Origin of the sequence: Amycolatopsis sp. WAC 04169 (assembly GCF_003947535.1) — a bacterium.
GTDB classification, from domain to species: Bacteria; Actinomycetota; Actinomycetes; order Mycobacteriales; family Pseudonocardiaceae; genus Amycolatopsis; species Amycolatopsis keratiniphila.
In genome coordinates, this window is the sequence record NZ_QHJI01000015.1 from 109,483 (window position 1) to 124,187 (window position 14,705).

At 69.9% G+C, this 14,705-nt stretch carries 12 protein-coding genes; 6 read left to right on the forward strand and 6 right to left on the reverse strand.

What is annotated here, in order from left to right:
* Positions 1-7: 7 nt before the first annotated feature.
* Complete coding sequence (locus DMC61_RS36830; protein WP_125695145.1) at positions 8-961, forward strand: PDR/VanB family oxidoreductase; 954 nt, start codon at positions 8-10, stop codon at positions 959-961.
* Positions 962-1,047: 86 nt separating this feature from the next.
* Complete coding sequence (locus DMC61_RS36835; RefSeq protein WP_125695146.1) at positions 1,048-2,271, forward strand: cytochrome P450; 1,224 nt, start codon at positions 1,048-1,050, stop codon at positions 2,269-2,271.
* A gap of 115 nt (positions 2,272-2,386) precedes the next feature.
* Here DMC61_RS36835 and DMC61_RS36840 read toward each other — a convergent pair whose 3' ends face one another.
* Complete coding sequence (locus DMC61_RS36840) at positions 2,387-3,892, reverse strand: FAD-dependent oxidoreductase (protein ID WP_125695147.1); 1,506 nt, start codon at positions 3,890-3,892, stop codon at positions 2,387-2,389.
* 1 nt (position 3,893) lies between these two features.
* Positions 3,894-4,802: a diiron oxygenase gene (locus DMC61_RS36845; protein ID WP_016334557.1), complete on the reverse strand. Its 909-nt coding sequence runs from the start codon at positions 4,800-4,802 to the stop codon at positions 3,894-3,896.
* A 109-nt stretch (positions 4,803-4,911) separates the two neighbouring features.
* Here DMC61_RS36845 and DMC61_RS36850 point away from each other — a divergent pair, with 109 nt between their 5' ends.
* The gene (locus tag DMC61_RS36850; protein WP_125695148.1) at positions 4,912-5,775 is read left to right on the forward strand and encodes an alpha/beta fold hydrolase; all 864 of its coding nucleotides are present in this window, start codon (positions 4,912-4,914) and stop codon (positions 5,773-5,775) included.
* Here DMC61_RS36850 and DMC61_RS36855 read toward each other — a convergent pair.
* Positions 5,759-6,085 carry a putative quinol monooxygenase gene (locus DMC61_RS36855; RefSeq protein WP_016334559.1) on the reverse strand — a complete coding sequence of 109 codons (327 nt, stop codon included), beginning with the start codon at positions 6,083-6,085 and terminating at the stop codon, positions 5,759-5,761. The genes DMC61_RS36850 and DMC61_RS36855 overlap by 17 nt on opposite strands.
* A gap of 75 nt (positions 6,086-6,160) precedes the next feature.
* On the opposite strand from DMC61_RS36855, the gene DMC61_RS36860 reads away from it, so the two are divergent.
* From DMC61_RS36860 to DMC61_RS36870, 3 genes are all read left to right on the forward strand, one after another.
* Entirely contained in the window at positions 6,161-7,360 is a 1,200-nt protein-coding gene (locus DMC61_RS36860; RefSeq protein WP_125695149.1) for a sensor histidine kinase, read from the forward strand.
* On the forward strand, positions 7,348-7,995 hold the full coding sequence (locus DMC61_RS36865) for a response regulator transcription factor (RefSeq protein WP_016334561.1): 648 nt from the start codon (positions 7,348-7,350) through the stop codon (positions 7,993-7,995). Before DMC61_RS36860 ends, DMC61_RS36865 begins: the two co-directional genes overlap by 13 nt.
* 289 nt (positions 7,996-8,284) lie before the next feature.
* The gene (locus DMC61_RS36870) at positions 8,285-8,479 is read left to right on the forward strand and encodes a hypothetical protein (protein ID WP_125695150.1); all 195 of its coding nucleotides are present in this window, start codon (positions 8,285-8,287) and stop codon (positions 8,477-8,479) included.
* A 41-nt stretch (positions 8,480-8,520) separates the two neighbouring features.
* Here the strand turns inward: DMC61_RS36870 and DMC61_RS36875 are convergent, their stop codons facing one another.
* Genes DMC61_RS36875 through DMC61_RS36885 form a run of 3 tightly spaced genes read right to left on the reverse strand, consistent with a single transcriptional unit; the run spans position 8,521 to position 14,704 of the window.
* The gene (locus DMC61_RS36875; protein WP_125695151.1) at positions 8,521-11,832 is read right to left on the reverse strand and encodes a serine hydrolase; all 3,312 of its coding nucleotides are present in this window, start codon (positions 11,830-11,832) and stop codon (positions 8,521-8,523) included.
* Positions 11,829-12,821 (reverse strand): ABC transporter ATP-binding protein, encoded by a 993-nt coding sequence (locus tag DMC61_RS36880; protein ID WP_125695152.1) that lies wholly within the window; start codon positions 12,819-12,821, stop codon positions 11,829-11,831. Before DMC61_RS36880 ends, DMC61_RS36875 begins: the two co-directional genes overlap by 4 nt.
* A complete protein-coding gene (locus DMC61_RS36885; RefSeq protein ID WP_125695153.1) occupies positions 12,818-14,704 on the reverse strand; it encodes a dipeptide/oligopeptide/nickel ABC transporter permease/ATP-binding protein in 1,887 nt (628 codons plus the stop codon). Before DMC61_RS36885 ends, DMC61_RS36880 begins: the two co-directional genes overlap by 4 nt.
* Between the last annotated feature and the right edge of the window lies 1 nt (position 14,705).

Sequence of the window (14,705 nt, forward strand, 5' to 3'; positions counted from 1 at the left end):
CAACCAGATGACGAACGTCCTCTTCCGCGTCGTCGAAATCACCGAAGAGACACCGGAAATCCGTACCCTGCGGCTGGTCCGGCAGGACGACGAGCCGCTGCGCGTCCGGTACCGGGCAGGGGCGCACGTCGACGTCGTCGGCCCGACGGGGGTGCTGCGGCAGTATTCGCTGTGCGGCGCCCCCGACGACCCGCGCTCGATCCTGATCGCGGTCAAACGGGAACCGGAGTCGCGCGGCGGATCCGTGGCGATGCACCAGGTCTCGGTCGGCGACCACCTCAAGGTCAGCGAGCCGCGCAATCTGCTGGCCGTCGCCGAAGACGCGGACCGGCACGTCCTCGTCGCCGGGGGTATCGGCATCACGCCGCTGCTCTCGATGGCCTACGAGCTCTACACCTGGGGCAGTGAATTCGAGCTGCACTACTTCGCGCGCTCACGGGAAACCGCGGCGTTCGTGGAACTTCTTGAAAACCGGGTCGAGTTCGCCGACCGGATCCGGCCGCATTTCGGCGTCCCCCGCGCCGAACATCCCGCCGTGCTGCGGACGATCGCCGAGGGCCTGACCCCGTCGGCCCACGTCTACACCTGTGGCCCCGACGGTTTCATGCGACAGGTCGGCGACGTGCTCGGGCCGGTCGTCGGCGCCGACCATGTGCACGTCGAACATTTCGAAGCCGCCGAAGTGGACACCTCCGGCGACCGTCCCCTCACCGTCGAACTCGACACCGGCGAGGAATTCGAGGTACCGGCCGGGAAATCGATCCTGGCGGTGCTCGAAGACAACGGCATCGAGGTCTTCAAGTCCTGTGAGGAAGGGATTTGCGGCTCGTGCGTGTCCGGCGTGCTCGAAGGCACCCCGGACCATCGGGACAACTGCCTGACCGCCGCCGACCGTGAAGGCCAAATGGCGCTGTGCGTCTCACGCGCGCTCACCGACCGGCTCGTCATCGAGCTTTACTGAGCGACCACCGTTTGGCGAATAGCCGGGTGACGGCCACCGCTGGCACGCTGGACCCGGTCCGCTCCGCCGAGAAAGGGTGATCCCCGGTGACGCGTCCCCTGGTTCTGGACCCGAACGGCCAAGACATCCACGCCGAGAACGCACGACTGCGCGAACGAGGCCCGATCACCCGAGTCGAGTTGCCGGGCCGTGTCGTGGCCTGGTCGGTGACGGGTTACGAGCTGCTGCGTGACCTGCTCAGCGATCCGCGTGTTTCCAAGGACGCCCGGCAGCATTGGCCGGCGCTGGCCGAGGTCAGCGCGGAATGGCCGTTGCTGGTGTGGGTCAACGTGCGGAACATGTTCACCGCTTACGGCGCCGACCACAAACGGCTCCGATCCCTCGTCACGCAGGCCTTCACGGCACGCAGGATCGCCACGCTGGAGCCCTGGATCACCCGGATCGTCACCGATCTGCTGGACGGGCTCGCGGCCCTGGCCGAGGGCGAACCCGTCGACCTGCGGGAGAACTTCGCCTATCCGGTGCCCATCGAAGTGATCTGCCACCTGTTCGGCGTACCGGACGCGGCCCGCGACAGACTGCGACATTCGGTCGACGTCTTCTTCCGGACCTCGGCCAGCCAAGAAGCGATGCTGGCCGCCTACCAGGACATCCACTCGATCTTCACCGAACTCGTCGCCGCCAAGCGGGAGAACCCGGGCGAGGATCTCACCACCGCGCTCATCGCCGCACAGGACGACGGCGCCCGGCTCGACGAAACGGAACTGATCGACACCCTGATCCTGTTCATCTCCGCCGGTCACGAAACCACCGTGAACCTCCTCGACCAGGCCATCACCGCGCTGCTGACCCATCCCGATCAGCTCGCTCTGCTCCGCGCCGGACAGGCCTCCTGGACCGACGCGATCGAGGAAACCCTGCGCTGGCAGGCTCCCGTGGCGAACCTGCCGTTGCGCTACGCCGTCGAAGACATCGCCGTCGCCGACGTGGTGATCCGGCAGGGCGACGCGATCCTGGCCGGCTACGCCGCCGCCGGGCGGGATCCGGCACTGCACGGGCAGGACGCCGACGCGTTCGACATCAAGCGGAAGGACAAAGCGCACATCGCTTTCGGCTTCGGGGCGCACTTCTGCATCGGCGCGCCGCTGGCCCGGCTGGAGGCGGCGATCGCCCTTCCGGCCCTGTTCGAGCGTTTCCCGGACATGACCCTCGCGGCCTCGCCGGACGCTTTACGGCATCTGGACTCGTTCATCTCCAACGGCCATCGATCGCTGCCGGTCTCGCTCAAGCGCCCGGCGTCACGTGATTGAAGACGGAACTCACGTGATCAGCGGCGAAACACCGAGTGCGGCACCCAATCACGCGAGTTACATCCCTGATCACGCGAGTCACGCCTTTGCGCACGGCAGCAAGGAATCGTCCCCGTCACCGACCGCGGAACCGCGCCGCCAAAGCGGCCACCGGCGACCGCCGCCCCCGCACCGGAAGCGCGCCGGAAGTGATGTCCTCAAGCAAGGTCGCCACGGTCTCCCGCGCGCAAGTGCGGTTCGCGCCGATTCCGCCCGAAGGACCGCGTTTGATCCAGCCGACCACGTACGCGCCACGGCGCCCGTCGACGCGACCGGACGTGTTCGGGATCGTGCCGCGGTCGTCGTCGAACGGAAGCCCCGGCACCGGGACTCCGCGATAGCCGACAGCACGCACGACCTGACCGGCGGCGATCTCCACCGGCCCATCCTGTCCCGTGACGCGCAGGCCGCGCACCTGGGTGTCGCCGACGATCTCGGTGGGCGCGGAGTGGAACCGCAGAACGATCCGGCGAGCGTCCGACTCCGGCGGAACGGTCCAGTCGACGGCCTCGCGGTCGAGTTCCCGCAGCAGCGCCGCCTTGCCGCTGCCCGCATCGATCGCGGCCGTGGTGCGCGGGTCGGCGTCGTCCACTACCAGCGGCACACCAGCGCGTCCCGCCAGCGCGAGCAGCTCCGGAGACGTGTACGCGGCGTCCTCCGGGCCGCGCCGGGCGAGCAGTACGACCTCCCGGATCTTGCTGGTACGCAAGCGTTCCAGTGCGTGCGGGGCGATCGTCGTCCCGGCGAGGTCGTCGGGGTCGGCGGTGAGGATCCGGGCCACGTCCAGCGCGACGTTCCCGGTGCCGACCAGGACGACACGTTCCGCGGACAGGTCCACCGCGTTCGCTGGCACGTCCGGATGGCCGTTGTACCAGGCGACGACGGTGGTCGCGGCGATGCTGCCGGGCAGGTCCTCGCCGTCCAGGCCGAGCCGGCGCGCGGACGAGGCGCCGACCGCGTAGACGACGGCGTCGTGCCGCTCGGCCAGTTCGTCCACCGACACGTCGCGGCCGATCTCGGTGCCCAGGCGCATCTTCAGCCGAGGATGCTCGTGAAGACGCGAGAAAGTCTCGCCGATCCGCTTCGTGGCCGGGTGGTCCGGGGCGACGCCGTAGCGGACGAGCCCGCCCGCGACCGGCAGCCGGTCGATCAGCGTGACCCGTGCGTTCGTGTGGAGAAGCAGGTCCTCCACCGCGTACATCCCGGCCGGGCCGGTGCCGACGACGGCGATGTCCGGCGGCGCGAAGTCGCTCGGGATGGCCCGGTCGAACGTCGGCGGGCCCCACCGGTGGAAGTTCGGCGCCGGGTCCACCGAGGCGGCGGGCTCGCGGTCGGCGTAGAAGGCCGCGTTGATTCCCGCGTACACCTGGAGCGGTCCGGTCAGCAGATCCGCCGGGAAGATGGCGTCCACCGGGCAGGCGTCCGCGCAGGCCCCGCAGTCGATGCACGTGGCAGGATCGACGTAGAGCATCTCGGTGGTGCCGAAATCGGGCTCGTCCGGCGTCGGGTGGATGCAGTTGACCGGGCAGACCGACACGCAGGTGGCGTCGTTGCAGCAGGTCTGGGTGATCGCGAAGGCCATGTCAGATCAGGTTCGCCCGCTTGTAGAACACCAGCGCGGGGCGGGTGAGCAGACCACACGAGCCGAGGAACTCCATCAGCCCGGCACAGCTGGACCGCATCATCGACTTGTGGTGCTCGTTGGCCTTCGCCTCCCGCAACGCGCGCTTGGTGTCGAGCCCCGCGTGCTTGTAGACGTCGCGGTTGATCATGCTGCTGACGATGAAGTACGACGCGATGGCGATGACCAGCGCGTTGATCCGGCGGCGCAGGAAACCCGCGCCCTCCAGCTGCTCGCGCGTCTCCTCCCTGGCGAACTTCATGTGCCGGGACTCTTCGACCACGTGGATGTTGTTGATGGTGCGCACGAACGGGACCACGCGCTCGTCACGCATCCAGTCGCGCTGCATGACGTCGAGGACCTCTTCGGCCACCAGGATCGCCGCGTACGCCGCTTCGCCGCTGGCCGTCGCCTTGAAGATCCGGCCGAGTTCGACGGCGAGCTTGCGCGGGCGGTACGGCGGCGCACCGAGCTTCGCCGCGCCGCGGGCGAACATGATCGAGTGGCGGCATTCGTCGGCGATCTCGGTCAGCGCCCACTGGAACGCCGGATCGGTCGGGTCCTTGGCGTAGAAGTCGCGCAGCACCATCTGCTGCAGGATCATCTCGAACCAGATGCCGGTGCTCGCCACCGAAGCGGCTTCCTGGCGCGTGAGCTCCTTCTGCTGCTCCGGGCTCATCTCGGCCCAGTAGCTCGTGCCGTAGAGCGTGCTCCACTCCGGGCTGGCACCGTGGAAGTCCTTGTCCAGCGGCGTCTCCCAGTCCACCTCGGTGGCCGGGTCGTAGGACAGCATCGCGGACGAATCGAGGAGCCGCTGCGCGGTCTCGTGGCGGCCTGCCCCGGCCGTTCGTGGCACATCGGTGCTGGTCATACGGACCTCCCTGACGACGTCGACAGAGTGCGCGGCTACCTGTTACCGCGATTCACTGTTACTCAAGGTAACATATAGGAGCAGTCCACGAAAGAAGGGGAATCCGCCCATGACCGCGCCCCGCCGCATCGCCACCTTCGACCACGACGGACTCGTCTTCGACGTCCGGGACACCGGCCCGCTCGATGGCGACGTCGTCGTCCTGCTGCACGGTTTCCCGCAGACCGGCATCTCCTGGGCCGACACGGCCGACCTGCTCCACCAGCGGGGATACCGCACGATCGTGCCCGACCAGCGCGGCTACTCACCCCGCGCACGCCCGCGAGGCCGATTCGCCTACCGGGCCGGCCGTCTCGTGGCCGACACCGTCGCCCTCATCGACACCCTCGGCACCGGGCCGGTCCACCTCGTCGGACACGACTGGGGTGCCGTCGCCGCCTGGTCGACCGCGGCCCGGCGACCCGACCTGGTCCGATCCCTGACCACCGTGTCGGTCCCCCATCCCGGGGCGTTCCTCCGCGCGATGCTCGGCAGCGACCAGCTCCTCCGGTCGTACTACATGTTCCTGTTCCAGCTCCCCTGGCTGCCCGAACTCGCCATCCGGAGCCGGCCACGCGTACTGGAACGCACGCTGGCCGGCACCGGCATGACACCCGCCCAGATCGGCCAGGTCCGCCAGGACATCATCGGCGGCGGCGCCCTCACCGGCGGCTTGAACTGGTACCGCGCGATGCTCTTCCAGCACCCGGCCGCCCTCCGTGCCCGGGTGACCGTGCCGACCACCCACGTCTGGAGCGACGGCGACACCGCCCTGTCCCGGCGCAGCGCCGAACTCGCCGGCCAGTACGTCGACGCCGCCTACCGGCTCGAAATCCTGACCGGCGTCAGCCACTGGGTCCCCGAAGTGGCCGCCACGACCCTGGCAGCCATCATCGATCGCACCGCCACGAACGCCGTCAGTCGACCGGCGTGACCTCTGCCATCTCCGACCACGCGTCGCCGTCGAGGTTCTGGTAGTTGATCCGGGGCTTCTCGGCGACGACGGTCGACATGAACGGGAAGAAGTCCTGAGCGTGCTGGGTGGCGACGTGCGCGTCACCGGCGGCGCTGTCGGCGAACACCTCGACGAGGACGAATTCGTTCTCGTCGCCGGCGTTCTGGTAGTAGTCGAACGAGATGTTGCCGGGTTCGCTGCGCACCTGTTGCGTGTAGCGCTCGATACCCGCGAGCCATTCGGTGCGCTTCTCGGGGCGGATCTGTGCTTTGAGAACGATCAGGATCATGGTCCGAGTATCGCAAAGCGGGTCTTCACGCGCTCCGCTCCGACGCCGCCGAGGGCGGGATGAAAGACTGACGGGGTGATCACCCGGCTCCGGTCCTGTTGGTCCGCGATCCGGTACCTGGCGGTCGGCGCGGCCTCCTCCATGTTCGCCTGGTTCGTCCTCGTCGGCATGCTGTTCGTGCTGCTGATGTGCCCGTTCGGCGTCGGGATCCCGGCGTTGCCCGTCGCGCTCCAGCTGATCAGACGTCCGGTCAACTTCGAACGCCGCCGGGCCGCCCGCCTGCTCGGTGAGCCGATCCCCGAGCCGTACCGGTCCGGGAACCCGGTGACCGACCCGGCCTCGCGACGGGATCTGGGCTGGCTCGTCTTCCACGGCGCCACCGGTTTCGTCATCGGCATCTTCGCCATCGCCCTGCCACTCGGCGGGCTCCGGCAGATCGTCACGGCGTTCATCTGGCCGACGGTCCCCGGCGGGGTGGAAAGCTCCCTCGGATTCATGGTCACGTCGTGGCCGCTGGCGACGCTCAGCGCGATCACCGGCGCCGGCATGATCGCGCTGATCTTCCTGTTTCCCCGCGTGGCCCGCTGGCAGGCTTCCATCGCGCGCAGGCTGCTCGCGCCGGCGCCCGGGGTGGTGCTGACCGACCGCGTCGTCGAACTGGCCGCGTCGCGGGCCGCCGCGCTGGAGGCGCACGGCGCCGAGCTCCGTCGCCTCGAACGCGACCTGCACGACGGGACCCAGGCGAGGATCGCCGCGGTGGTCCTGCAGTTGGGGATCGCCGATTCGCTCTTCGACAAGGATCCGCAGCGGGCGCGCGAGTTGCTCGGCAAGGCGCAGGACACCGCGACCGGCGCGCTCGCCGAACTCCGGACCGTCGTGCGCAGCATCCATCCGCCGCTGCTGAGCGACCGGGGACTCGACGGCGCCGTCACCGCGCTGGCCGACCGCTGCCCGGTTCCGTGCACTGTGGACGTTCGCAGCAGCAGTCGCCGTCCCGCCGCCGTCGAAGCGGCCGCCTACTTCGTCGTCGCCGAGATGCTGGCCAACATCACCAAGCATTCCGGCGCCGAACACGCCTGGATCACCCTCGACGGCACCGCCGACACCCTGCTCATCGAAATCCGTGACGACGGCCACGGCGGCGCCGACGAGTCGGGCGGCAGCGGTCTGTCCGGGATCCGCAAACGGGCCGAGGCCTTCGACGGGACCTTGAAACTGTCGAGCCCCGCCGGTGGGCCGACCGTACTGAAAGTGGAGTTGCCATGCGGGTCGTGATCGTCGAGGACGACGCGCTGCTGCGCGAAGGCCTGGTGATGCTGCTGAACACCTCGGGCATCGACGTCGCCGCCGCGGTGGACGATGTGGAGGAGTTCCTCGAACTGGTCGCCAAGGACCGGCCCGACGCGGTGATCACCGACGTCCGGCTGCCGCCGACCCACACCGATGAAGGCCTCCGCGCGGCCGTCAAGGCGCGGAAGATGTACCCCGGGCTGCCCGTGCTCGTGCTGTCCGCGCACGTCGAAACCGGCTACGCGGCGGAACTCCTGGCCGATGGCAAGGGCGCTGTCGGGTATCTGCTCAAGGAGCGGGTCGGGAAGGTCGAGAAGTTCCTCGACGCGCTGGACCGGGTCGTCAAGGGCGGGACGGCGATGGACCCCGAGGTGATCACCCAGCTGATGGCGCACCGCCGGGCGACCGACCCGCTCGAAGGGCTGACCGCGCGCGAGCGCGAGGTGCTCGGGCTGATGGCGGAGGGCTACAACAACACGACCATTGCCGAACTGCTGGTGGTGAGCGACGGCGCGGTGCACAAGCACATCCGGAACATCTTCGCGAAGCTCGGATTGCCGGAGGACAGCGGGCATCGGCGGGTCTTGGCGGTGCTGGCTTACTTGGGCGGTAAGGGCTGAGGCCCTCGTGAGTGGCAGGGTCGAGTGGGGAGGATTTCGGACGTTGAGCGTCCCGAATCCTCCCCACATCGTCGAGGACCGCACGGGGCTCGGAGCTTGACCCGGCGGACGCCCAGCGTGTTCGCCGGAGGACGCGCAGGCTCGGGCACTATGGGCTTCGGCCGATATAACTTCGCCGGCTCGATTCACCCAGGGCCGCCCGTTCGGCAGGCGCGGTAGCGCTGGCACCACCCCACGACGGGGGTCACTCCCCTGGTCCCGGAATCCGCCGGACCATAGCGTCTTTCCCATGAACGACACCAAAAACGCCGGCAACGCGCTCGTCACCACCTCCCTCTGGCTCGTCCTCCTCGTCAGCTCGGCCATCAACGCGATCGGCCAGTTCGCGGGGCTGGACTGGACGTTCCGCACGATCGCGGGCGCCGTCGCGGTCGTGTGCATCGTGTTGCTGATCGTCCGTTACGTCGCCCGGCGCAGGGCCTGAACACCGTGGCCCGCCCGGGAGTCCGGGCGGGCCGAGTGCTTTCAGGACACCTTCGGCGTCGCGCGCACGCCGTGGTGCATGTACGGCTCACCGGTCGGCAACGTGTAGAACGTGACCGGCATCCAGGTCTGCGCGCCCGGCTCACGGCAGACGTAGAGCGAGTCGGTGACCGGGACCAGGTCGAACTCCATCGTCTTCTCCGGCACCAGCTCGGCCAGCGGACCCGTGGCGGTCTGCCGCAGCCGGAGTCCGTCCTTTCCGGACAGTACCTCCATCAGCACCCCGGCCCGCTCGTAAACGCCGACGTGCCTCGAACCGTCGACGGTGACCGGAGGTGTGGGCGGCGTCAGCGGCCGCGGCATCGCCACATCCGCCAGTTCCGCGAAGATCTCCCGGTACAGCTCCTCGAACAGGTCGCGGGTGTTGCCACCGTTGGTGAGCAACGTGACCGCGAGTCCCTGATCGGGCAGCAACCGCAGGAACGCGGACTGCCCGATCGTGTTGCCGTCGTGGCCGATGACCCGCCGTCCGCTCCACTCGTCGCGGATCCAGCCGAGGCCCCAGGAATCGCCCAGGGAGTGCTTGTCGGGGAGGTCGGCGTGCTTCTCGGCCATCGCGGTGGCGGACGCCGTGGTCAGGATCCGCTCGCCGGACGGCGTGAGGCCGCCGACCAGGTGGAGCCGCGCGAAGCCGAGCACGTCCTTGGCGGTGGCGGTGATCAGGCCCGCCGGGCCCATGTTCCGCGGCAATCCCCACACCGGCGCGGGCTTCGGGTCTTCGTCCGCGCCACCGACGTGCCCGACGGCGGCACGGAGCAGCAGCGCTTCCTCGGGCAGCGTCACGGTGTGGGTGAGACCGAGCGGGGCGAACAGCTTCTCCCGCATCGCGGCGTCCCAGGTCTGTCCCGTGAGCTTCTCGATCACACGACCCATGAGCACGAAACCCGAGTTGCAGTAGGAGAAGGTCTCGCCGAGGGGATGGTTCTGCGCGGCCTGGTCGAGGATTTCGACATAGCGTTCGAGGCAGTCGTCGCCTCGGCCGGTGTCGGTGAAGACGTCTCCGTCGATCCCGCTGGTGTGCGTCAGCAGATGCCGCATGGTCACCTGTTTGGCGACGTCCGGATCGGCGAGCCGCAGCTCGGGGACGACGTCGGCGATCGGCGCGTCGAGGTCGAGAAGGCCTTCGTCGACCAGCTGCATGACCACGGTCGCGGTCCACACCTTGGAGATCGAACCGATCTGGAACACCGAATCCTCGGTGACCTCGACCCCGGTCTTCGTGTTCAGCACGCCGTAGGAAGCCAGAACCTCGGTGTCGTCACCGACCCTGGTGATGCCCAGCGCGGCACCGGGAACGCGGTACTTGCGCGCGAGTTCGGCCAGCCGTCGCCGCCAATGCGCCGCTTCGATCGGCACCCGCGACACCCCGTCCGCGGGCGCGGCGTACTGCTCGACCCATTCGAGGACGCGCCGATTGAAGTCGACGCGCTGCGAGGGCGGCCCGTCGAGGATGAACAGGTGCGAGGCGTCCGGATACAGCACCAGCCGCGACGGGACACCCCGGACGCGTAGTGCGCTGAACCACTGCTCGGCCTGACCGACCGGGCACCGGTCGTCGTTCGCGCCCTGGATGACGAGCGTCGGCGTCCGCACGTCGGCGACGCGGGCGAACGGCGAGAACCGCTCGTTCGCCTTGTCCCACGCCGGACCGCCGAGTTCACCGACGGCCAGGTAGTGCCCGGCGTCGGACGTGCCGCCCATGCTGGTGAGGTCGCTGACCACGCCGCCGGCGACAGCGGCGGCGAAGCGGTTGTCGCGGCTGGTCAAATAGCAGGTCATGAACCCGCCGTAGCTGTAGCCCGCCACGGCGAGCCGGTCCGCGTCGGCGATCCCTTCGGCGACCAGGTGGTCGAGGGGTTCGAGGAAGTCGGCCGCGTCGGCGACACCCCACCCTCCCACGGCGCCGGTGTAGAAGTCCTCGCCGTAACCGTCGCTGCCGCGCGGATTGAGCAGCAGCACCGCCCAGCCTCGTGCCACGAGTTCCTGGTGATAGAGGTGGATCGAGTCGGCCGCGCCGTTCCAGGCGTTGTGCGGTCCGCCATGGATGTCGAGCAGCAGCGGCGCGGCGCCGGATCGCGCCGGGTCCCGCAGCAGCCAGCCGTGCACGACGGTGCCGTCGCCGATGGTGAATTCCCGTTCCTCATGACGGAAGAGCTCGACATCGGACTCGCCGTGTTTCGTCCGCACGTCGACCGCGCCGGTGGCCGGGTCGACGACGGTGACCTCCCCGAACGACGTGCCCGTGGCCAGGACGACCACGACGCGCCCGCCCGCGATGTCCATTCCGGACACGACGCGGTCCGCGCCCGCCAGCACCGCGCGCGGCGTCCCGCCTTCGGTGTCCACTTCGTACAGATGGGTGCAGCCGCGGTCCCGGACGCCGAACAGCACGGCGCCGTCGGCCGTCACCTGCGGCAGGGCTCCCGGATAGCCGGGGCCGCCGGACATCACGTTGCGGTCCAGCGCGGCGGCCAAGTCGACCGGATCGCCACCGTCCAGCGGCACCCGCCACAGCCCCAGGTGCCCGACCTCGGTGTCGGGCCTGCCGACCACCAGCAGCGCGGTACCGTCGGCGGTCCAGCCGACCGTGCCCGCCATCCCTTCGCCCGAGCCGATCAGCCGCGGCTCGGCCGTCTTCGTGGTCACGTCGAGCACGTACGCACCGGAGCGGAACGTCAGATCCGCGTCGCCGTCCCGCCCGGCGGAGAAGGCCAGCCGGGTTCCGTCGGGCGACCAGGCCGGGTCGCCGGCGTGCCAATCGCCGAAAGTCACCTGCCGGACTTCCCGGGTGGCGACGTCGAGGACGTGCAGATGCTTGCGGACGGTCTTGATCAGCCCCGCGCCGTCGGCCTTGAAGTCGAGGCGGTCGGCCACCACCGGGGCGTTCGGCGCCGCTTCCCCGCCCGCCAGGTCGACCGCGGCCGAGAACGCGATCTTCCCGCCGTCCGGGCTCCACACCGGGGCGCCCGCACCCAGCGGGAGTTCGGTGATCCGCTCGGCCTCCCCGCCCGACGACGGCAGGAACCACACCTGCGGCGGTCCGTCCTGGGCACGGAGGAACGCGATCCGCGTGCCGTCCGGCGCCCATTTCGGTGCCATGTCGGCGGTTCCGCGCGTGAGCTGTCGCGCTTCGCCACCGGCCGCGCCGACCTCCCAGAGCGTGTGGACGTTCCGGTCCTCGTCGCGGTCGGCGGTGCGCAGGACGTAGACGATCCGGTCGCCGTCCGGGGAAAGCGAAGGCTGGCTGGGGACGGCGATGTCGTACAGGTCGTCGAGACCGAGACGTCGGGTCATGATGCGCTTGCTCCTCTGGAGATCGTGAGCTGGTGGCTCTCGTTTTCGCTGAAGTGGCAGGCCGCCGAATGACGTCGGTGTGCCGCGTCGTTCGAGGGGTCCGCCTCAAGGCAGAGTTCGCGGCCGGTACGCACGAGCGGGCCGACCGGGCAGCGGGTGTGGTAGCGGCATCCGGACGGCGGATGGTGCGGGTCGGCGGGTTCGGTGTCCGCGGTCTCGCTCGCGTCGCCGGGGTCGAGCAGTGAACCGGTCGCCGACGGCGCCGCGGCGAGCAGGTCACGGGTGTAGGGATGCTGCGGGTCCGTCAGCACCTGTTCGGCCGGGCCGACCTCGACGATCCGGCCGAGGTACATCACCGCGACGATGTCGCTGAGATAGCGGATCACGGCGAGGTTGTGCGAGATGAACAGCATCGACAGACCCAGCCGCCGTTGCACGGACCGGACGAGGTTCAGCACCGCGCCCTGCACCGACACGTCGAGCGCCGAGGTGATCTCGTCCGCGATCAGCACCTCGGGCCGCCCGGCCAGCGCGCGGGCGAGCGCCACCCGCTGCCGCTGGCCGCCGGAAAGCTGCCCCGGCAGATGACCCGCGCGATCGGGGTCGAGGTTGACCAGTTCCAGCAGCCGGGCGACCTCGTCCCGGCGTGCGCCGCGGCCGGGCAGGACGCCGCGCGGGATCGCTTCGGTGATCGACTCCCCGATGCTCATCCGGGGGTCCAAAGAGGAATACGGATCCTGGAACACCATCTGCAACGGAGGACGCCGGGGCAGCTTGCGCACGTCCACGCCGCCCAGCAGGACCCGTCCGGCGCTGATCGGCGAAAGCCCGACGGCGGCGCGGGCCAGCGTCGATTTCCCGGAGCCCGATTCGCCGACGAGCCCGACGACCTGTCCGGAAGGGACGGTCAGGCCGACCCGGTCGACAGCGGTGAGCCCTCGCCTGCCGCCGTACCGCACGCTCACCGCGTCGAACACGAGATCGCTCACTCCGCACCTCCGGCGGTCACGGTTTCCTTGGCGGACCGGAAAAGCTGCGCGGGATACCAGCACGCGACCCGATGGTCGGTCTCCACGCGCTCCAGCACCGGATCTTCGAGACGGCAGCGGTCGGTCGCCGCCGGGCAGCGGTCGGCGAAAGCGCAGCCGTTCGGCACGCGATCCGGCTCCGGTGGGCGGCCGGGGATCACCGCCAGCGGAGCCTCACGATCGGTCTCGAGGTCGAGCGTCGCGGCCATCAGGGCCCGCGTGTAGGGATGCCGCGGGGTCGCGGCGGACGGCAGATCCTCCACCACACGGCCCGCGTACATGACCAGCATCCGTTCACACGTCTGCGAAACGACCGCGATGTCGTGGCTGATCAGGATGATCGCGGTGTCCCGCTCGGCCCTGGTCCGCGCCAGCAGGCGCAGCAACTGCCGCTGCACGGTGACGTCCAGCGCCGTGGTCGGCTCGTCGGCGATGATGAGCTTCGGGTCGCCCATCAGGCCCATGCCGATCATCGCGCGCTGCCGCATCCCGCCGGAGAATTCGTGCGGGTACTGCCGCGCTCGGCGTTCGGCGGCGGGGATCCGCACCGCGCGCAACCTGTCCACGGCCCGCTCGAAGGCCTTGGCACGCGGGAGCCCCTGGTGCTGCTCGGCGACTTCGGCCAGTTGACGGCCGATCCGCCTGGTCGGGTTGAACGAGGTCATCGGATCCTGGAACACCATCGCCAGCGAGGTGCCGAGCAACCCGCGCAGCTCCCGTTCCGGCGTCGTCAGCACCGGTTTCCCGGCGAATTCGAGCCTGTCCGCGGTGACCACGGCCGGCGCTTCGACCAGCCGTGACACCGCCAGCCCGGTCAGGCTCTTGCCCGAGCCCGACTCGCCGACGACCCCGATCGCCTCGCCCGCGCGGACGGTGAAGCTCACCCCGCGCACCGGAACGGTCCAGCCCGCCGGACGCGGGAACGCCACCTGGAGGTTCTCCACCACGAGCACCGCGTCGTCGCGGGCGTCCGCGGCGTCCTCCCTGGCGGGCGTGACCGGCCGCGGGGCGAGCTTGCGCAGGCCGGTGCGGACGCCGATCACCCCGGCGACGGTCTCACCGACCAGGTTGAAGGCGAGCCCCGCCAGCACCACGGCCACACCCGGCGCGAGCGCGGCCGCCGGGTTGACGTAGATCCCGTTGAGCCCTTCGCCGAGCAGCCGCCCCCAGTCGTAATCCGGGGCCTGCACACCGATGCCGAGGAACGACAGCCCGGAGAAGGCCAGCAGGGAGGCACCCGCGCCGATGGTCGCGTTCACCACCAGTGGTTCGCCGATGTTGGGCAGGATGTGCCGGAGCAGCAGCCGTATCCGGCCGACCCCGGAGATCCGGGCGGCGGACACGAAGTCCTGCCCCGCGACGGAGGCGGACAGCGTCTGCGCGAGCCGCGCGAACGCCGGTGCGAGCGCGAAACCGACCGCGAACACCGCGCCGTGCGTCCCGACCCCGAAGATGACCGAGAAGAACAACACCAGCAACAGCCCCGGGAACGCGACCGCGATGTTCACCGCGGACGTCACCAGCCGTGCGGCGGGGCGCGGCAGCAGCGAGGGCAAGGTGCCGAGCACGAGCCCGGTCACCACCCCGATCACCGTCGCGAGCACGGCCAGCAGAACCGAAAGCCGGGTCGCGACCAGGACGCGGAAGAGGATGTCGCGGCCGAGGTCGTCGGTGCCGAGCCAATGCGCCGCCGACGGTCCCTGCCCGATGGCGTTCGTATCGATCGCGAAAGCGTTGTCATGCCACAGGATCGGGGCGAACACCGCGAGCGCGAGCACCAGCGCCAGCAGGGCCGCCGCGAACGCGCCCACCGGGGTGCGCAGGGCCGCGAACCATTTCGCCATC